Source organism: Allorhizocola rhizosphaerae (assembly GCF_003426775.1).
GTDB lineage: Bacteria > Actinomycetota > Actinomycetes > Mycobacteriales > Micromonosporaceae > Allorhizocola > Allorhizocola rhizosphaerae.
This window is the reverse complement of record NZ_QJUG01000357.1, coordinates 1-5,487: the sequence shown is the minus strand read 5'-3', so window position 1 is coordinate 5,487 and position 5,487 is coordinate 1. Positions and strand designations below refer to the sequence as shown.

At 68.7% G+C, this 5,487-nt stretch carries 7 protein-coding genes; all 7 read right to left on the bottom strand.

Translation table 11 applies throughout. From position 1 onward, the window contains the following. Nucleotides 1–237: 237 nt before the first annotated feature. Nucleotides 238–456 carry a DUF6186 family protein gene (locus DM816_RS39870; protein ID WP_117215650.1) on the bottom strand — a complete coding sequence of 73 codons (219 nt, stop codon included), beginning with the start codon at nt 454–456 and terminating at the stop codon, nt 238–240. Further along, complete coding sequence (locus tag DM816_RS39865; protein WP_117215649.1) at nt 453–860, bottom strand: hypothetical protein; 408 nt, start codon at nt 858–860, stop codon at nt 453–455. The genes DM816_RS39870 and DM816_RS39865 overlap by 4 nt, the downstream gene beginning before the upstream one ends. Before the next feature lie 13 nt (nt 861–873). Then, nucleotides 874–1,869 carry a DHH family phosphoesterase gene (locus tag DM816_RS39860; RefSeq protein WP_117215648.1) on the bottom strand — a complete coding sequence of 332 codons (996 nt, stop codon included), beginning with the start codon at nt 1,867–1,869 and terminating at the stop codon, nt 874–876. Beyond that, the gene (rbfA, locus tag DM816_RS39855; protein WP_117215647.1) at nt 1,866–2,327 is read right to left on the bottom strand and encodes a 30S ribosome-binding factor RbfA; all 462 of its coding nucleotides are present in this window, start codon (nt 2,325–2,327) and stop codon (nt 1,866–1,868) included. The genes DM816_RS39860 and rbfA overlap by 4 nt, the downstream gene beginning before the upstream one ends. A 35-nt stretch (nt 2,328–2,362) precedes the next feature. Beyond that, complete coding sequence (locus DM816_RS39850) at nt 2,363–2,659, bottom strand: DUF503 domain-containing protein (protein ID WP_117215646.1); 297 nt, start codon at nt 2,657–2,659, stop codon at nt 2,363–2,365. Nucleotides 2,660–2,665: 6 nt separating this feature from the next. Beyond that, on the bottom strand, nt 2,666–3,598 hold the full coding sequence (locus DM816_RS39845; protein WP_117215645.1) for a TRM11 family SAM-dependent methyltransferase: 933 nt from the start codon (nt 3,596–3,598) through the stop codon (nt 2,666–2,668). Between the two features lie 6 nt (nt 3,599–3,604). After that, on the bottom strand, nt 3,605–5,487 hold a 1,883-nt coding region (gene infB, locus DM816_RS39840; protein ID WP_246002668.1), incomplete at its 5' end, for a translation initiation factor IF-2.

The following is a 5,487-nucleotide window of genomic DNA, read 5'->3' as shown; positions in this document are numbered from 1 at the left end:
CGACCCAAGGACCGCATCACGCCCGACCTCAACCGCGCAAGAGCGGACGGCTTCGCCTGAACAGAGTTACCGCACGACCCAAGGACCGCATCACGCCCAACCTCAACCGCGCAAGAGCGGACGGCCTCGCCTGAACAGAGTTACCGCACGACCCAAGGACCGCATCACGCCCAACCTCAACCGCGCAAGAGCGGACGGCCTCGCCTGAACCGAGCTTCCGCACGACCTCGCAGCCATTCAGCGTGCCAGAAAGTGCCAGCCGCACCAGAACCAGAACCCGAGCAGCGCCAGTCGGCCCACCGGCAGGCCGCCCACCTCGTACCGCATGATGGCTCCGGCGATATCACCGAGCCTCGGGATGCGTGAGCCTTCGCGCCGGGCCGTCCACTCCATGACGACCGCGACCAATGCCGCCGTGATGAACCCGGCGATCGCGATGAACCGCGTGACACTCATCTGCGCACCAGCCCCCAGAAGACCGTCAGCCAGCCGAAGTAGGTCGCGCTGCGCACCGGATAGCTCTCCAGCAGCGGATCGGCCAGCAGCGACAGCGTCGGAAAGTCGTGAGTGGACCCGAGCAGGTAGGTCGCGATCTCGAACACGGCCAGCATCCCGACGGGCAGTAGCCACCACACGACCCCGGTCGGAAGCTCCTCTGGCGCGGTGATGCGCGGCAGGCGACTGGACATGCCCGCGATCATCAACCCCGCGCCGAGCACCAGCACGTACAGGTTCGCGGCCAGCGAGAACGACGGAAAAAGCCCACCGAGCAGGGAAAGTGGAACGAACACAGCACCCATGACATAGGGACGCGTCCATGCGCGAGCGCGCTCGACCGCGAGCTCCTCCGGGGGCTCCATACCGACAATTCTGTCAGCCCAGATGCCCTCGCACAGCAGCTATCACGTCCTCAGCCGACCCGTGCCCGGTGAAACCCGCCGCCAGCCGGTGCCCGCCGCCGCCCAGCGCGACCGCGACCTCGCTGACGTCGGAGCCGCCCTTGCTGCGCAGCGACACCGCCCACTCGTCCGGTGCGACCTGCTTGAGCAGCAGTGCCACGTCGGCCTCGGCGGTGCACCGAACCGAGTCGATGAGCGCCTCCAGGATATAGGGCGGCTGGTTGTGCCGGCGCAGATCGTCCAAAGTGGCCACCGCCGTGACCAGGCCACGCCCACCGGCCGCGGCCGGGTCGAGCGACGCGCGCCCGAGCACCTCACCGAACAGGCGCACCGCCCCGAACGGGCGGGTGTCGAAGATCCGCCGGGAGATCTCGCCCACGCTGATGCCCGTGGCCACCAGCCGCGCGGCCAGCTCGTGCACCTCCGGCGTGGTGAGATCGAACTTGAACGATCCAGTATCGGTCACCAGCGCGATGTAGAGACACTCGGCGATCCCGGTGTCGAGCTTGACGCCCAGCCGGTCGAGCAGCCGGGCGGCGACCACGGCCGTGGCCGCCGCGTTCGGGTCGACCAGCGAGAGCTTGCCGAAGCCGGCGTTGGACGCGTGGTGGTCGAGCACGAGGCTCACGACCGCGGTGTCGAGCCGGTCGGCCAGGCCGCCCAGCCGGCCCGTGCTGGCCGCGTCGAACGTCACCAGCAGATCGGGCGCCGGATGGGCCTGCGCCTCGGGGATCAGCAGCTCCATGCCGGGCATGTGCAGCGGCTCGGGCACCGTCTGCGGCCCCGGGAACGTGCACTGCACGCGCTCCACGCCCAGCTGGCGCAGCCCCTGCCCAAACCCGAGCATGCTGCCCAGCGCGTCGCCGTCAGGGTTGACGTGGCACACCAGCAGCACCTGCGCGTCGGGCCGCAGGGCACCGCGCACCGCCGCGGCGGCCGCGGCCCACTCCTGCTCCGACGGGCTGGTCACCGCTGGACGCTCGCGCTGGTGTTGTCTTCGTCCTCGGCGGGCTCGGACTCCCGGTATGGCTGGGCGTCGCCCGCGTAGGACGCGCCGGCGGCGAGCCTCTGCACCGCGGCGTCGCGCTGTCGCGCCTGCGCGATCAGGTCATCGATCTGCTTGACGTGCTCCTGCACGTCGTCGAGCTCGAATGCCAGGGACGGCGAGTGGCGCAGCCCGAGCGCCTTGCCGACCGTGCTGCGCAGCAGGCCCTTCGCGCTCTCCAGGGCGGCGGCGGTCGAGGCCTTGTCGGCGGCGTCGCCGAGCACGGTGTAGAACACCGTGGCCTCGCGAAGGTCGGCGGTCAGTTTGGTGTCGGTAATCGTGATCATGCCGAGGCGCGGGTCTTTGATCTGCGTGCGCACCGCCGAAGCCACCAGCTCCTTCACCCGTTCAGAGTGCCGGCGCACCTTTGCCGGATCAGTCATCACGTCACCTCCGCCTACTCGTACCCCACACGACACTACCCGTCCTCGTCGCCGAGCCATCGCCTGCGCACGGAAAGCAGCTCCACCTCCGGGCGCCCCGCGACCAGCCGTTCACACGCGTCGAGGACCTCCTTCACATGCCCGGCGTCGGCCGCCACCACCGCCACGCCGATCTCCGACCGACCGTGCAGGTCGAGCATGCCCACCTCGGCCACGGAGATCTCGAACTTGCGCAGCGCGGCGATGATCGGGCGCACGTAGGAGCGCTTCGCCTTCAGCGATCGTGAATCCCCCGGCAGTAACAGGTCGAAGACGGCCGTTCCCGTATGCACAAGCAGTCAGACTAGCTTCTGCCCCACCACGATGTCGCGGGTGATTCCCTGATCCACCCAGTGCTCGTACCCCGCTTCGAGCACGGTCAACCCGTGCGCCTCCAGCATGGCCACCGCCTCCTTGCGCGGCGCGGCGTGGGTGTTCCATGACACGCCGACCGCGCCGCCGGGCCGGAGCAGCTCCACCCAGCCGGGCAGCGCGGCGCGCAGCAGGTCACCCGCGCGGTGGACCACGCCGTAGGGCAGATCGCCCACGATCGCGTCCACCGACCGGACCTTCATCAGGCTGCGCGCGAGCGTGGTATCGGCCTCGAACATGGTGACCGTCTGCTCATCCCGCACGGTCACGTCCAGCCGCCGCCCGATCCGCTTGCCCTCCCGGCGCACCGGCGCGACGTCGGCGCTGTGCTTGATCCGCTTGCGGCGCAGATAGGTCTTGAGGAACGCCTCGTAGGCCTCGAAGTCCTTGCGATCATGTTCGATGCCTACGGCATTCCAGCCATACATAAGTGCTTGATTCAATGTGGTACCGCGTCCGGCCACAGGATCGAGGATGGTGAACCGCCGGCCGAGGAAGTCCCATCGCGTCGCATTGACCGTGACGTTGAGCAGCAGCTTGGTGAAGTGCTCGTTGGTTTTGCCGGCATACTTCGGGATCGTGATCAGGTCGTCGTCGAACCGGTCGAGCGGTTGCGCCGCAACGGGTCTGAGCAGCTCGTCGTCGACCAGCTCGAAGAACGCGTAGGCCGACGACAGGTTGGCCAGCGCCGCCAGCCGCACCGGCTCGGTCTCGAACACCAGATAGGCGTGTCCACCCAGGACGATGGGGGGCCGGATGTCCAGCCCCCCAAACGCCTTGAGCTCCGCCTCGGCCAGCGCCGGCGCCGCCTGGGTGTAAACCCGGTTGGCCGACGGCGCCAGCAGCAGCGCATATCTCATATTCGATTAGACCCGCGGCTTCTCGCGCATCTCGTACGTCTCGATGACGTCGTCGACCTGCAGGCCGCCGAAGCCACCCAGGGTCAGACCGCACTCGAAGCCCTCGCGCACCTCGGTCGCGTCATCCTTGAACCGCTTGAGCGAGGTGACGGTCGCGCTTTCCGCGACCACCGCCCCGTCGCGGATGACGCGCGCCTTGGCGTTACGCCGGATGAGACCCGACCGGACGATACAACCGGCGATGAGACCCACCTTGGACGAGCGGAAGACCTCGCGGACCTCCGCCGTGCCGAGCTCGACCTCTTCGTACACCGGCTTGAGCATGCCCTTGAGCGCCGCCTCGATCTCCTCGATGGCCTGGTAGATGACGGTGTAGTACCGGATCTCCACGCCGTTGCGGTCGGCGAGCTCGCGTGCCTGCTGCATCGGCCGCACGTTGAAGCCGATGATGATCGCGGTTGCGTCGGCCGAGGCGGACGCCAGGTTGACGTCGTTCTCGGTGATCGCACCCACGCCCCGGTGGATGATCCGCAGCTGCAGCTCCTCCGGGATGGGCAGTTTGACCAGCGCGTCCTCGAGCGCCTCGACCGAACCGGAGACGTCGCCCTTGATGATGAGGTCGAGCGAGGTGCGCTCGCCCTCCTTGATCTTCTCAAGCAGGGTCTCCAGCGTCGCCCGGCCGCGCATCGTCGCCTGCTCGGCAGCGCGCCTGCGCGCCTGCCGCTGCTCGGCGATCTGGCGGACCGTGCGGTCGTCGTCGGCCGCGAGGAACGTGTCGCCCGCACCCGGGACGGCGGTCAGACCGAGCACCGCCACCGGACGGGCCGGGCCGGCCTCGCTGACCTGGGTCAGGTTTTCGTCGAGCATGGCCCGCACGCGCCCGTAGGCGTTGCCCGCCACGATCGAGTCGCCGACCCGCAGCATGCCCTTTTGGACCAGCACCGTGGCCACCGGGCCACGGCCCTTGTCGAGGTGGGCCTCGATGGCGATGCCCTGCGCGTGACCGTCGATCGGCGCCCGCAGGTCCAGCGAGGCGTCGGCGGTCAGCAGGATGCCCTCAAGCAGGTCCTCGATGCCGATGCCCGGCTTGGCCGCGACGTTGACGAACATCGTGTCGCCGCCGTACTCCTCGGCGACCAGCCCGTATTCGGTGAGCTGCTGGCGCACCTTGTCGGGGTTGGCCTCGGGCTTGTCGATCTTGTTGACCGCCACCACGATCGGCACGTCGGCCGCCTTGGCGTGGTTGAGCGCCTCGACCGTCTGCGGCATGACGCCGTCATCGGCCGCGACGACCAGCACCACGATGTCGGTGGCCTGCGCACCACGGGCACGCATGGCGGTGAACGCCTCGTGGCCCGGGGTGTCGATGAACGTGATCGCCCGGGGCTCGCCCTCGTGCTCCACGTGCACCTGATAGGCGCCGATATGCTGGGTGATGCCGCCCGCCTCGCGCGCGACCTGGTCGGTCTTGCGGATGGCGTCGAGCAGCTTGGTCTTGCCGTGGTCGACGTGACCCATGACGGTCACCACCGGCGGGCGCGAAACCAGGGTCTCCTCGTCCACTTCCGCATCGAGATCGATGTTGAACCGGGCGAGCAGCTCCTTGTCTTCGTCCTCCGGGCTCACGATCTGCACGTCGAAGCCCAGGTGCTCACCGAGCAGCAGCAGCGTCTCGTCGGTGCACGACTGCGTGGCCGTCACCATCTCGCCCAGGGTGAACATCTCCTGCACGAGCGAGCCCGGGTTGGCGTTGATCCGGTCGGCGAAGTCGGACAGCGACGCGCCGCGCGGAAGCCGCACCGTTTGGCCGTTGCCGCGCGGTGCGCCCGAGCTCATCGTCGGGGCCGACAGGTTGTCGAACTCTTGACGGCGCAGCTTCTTGGACTTGC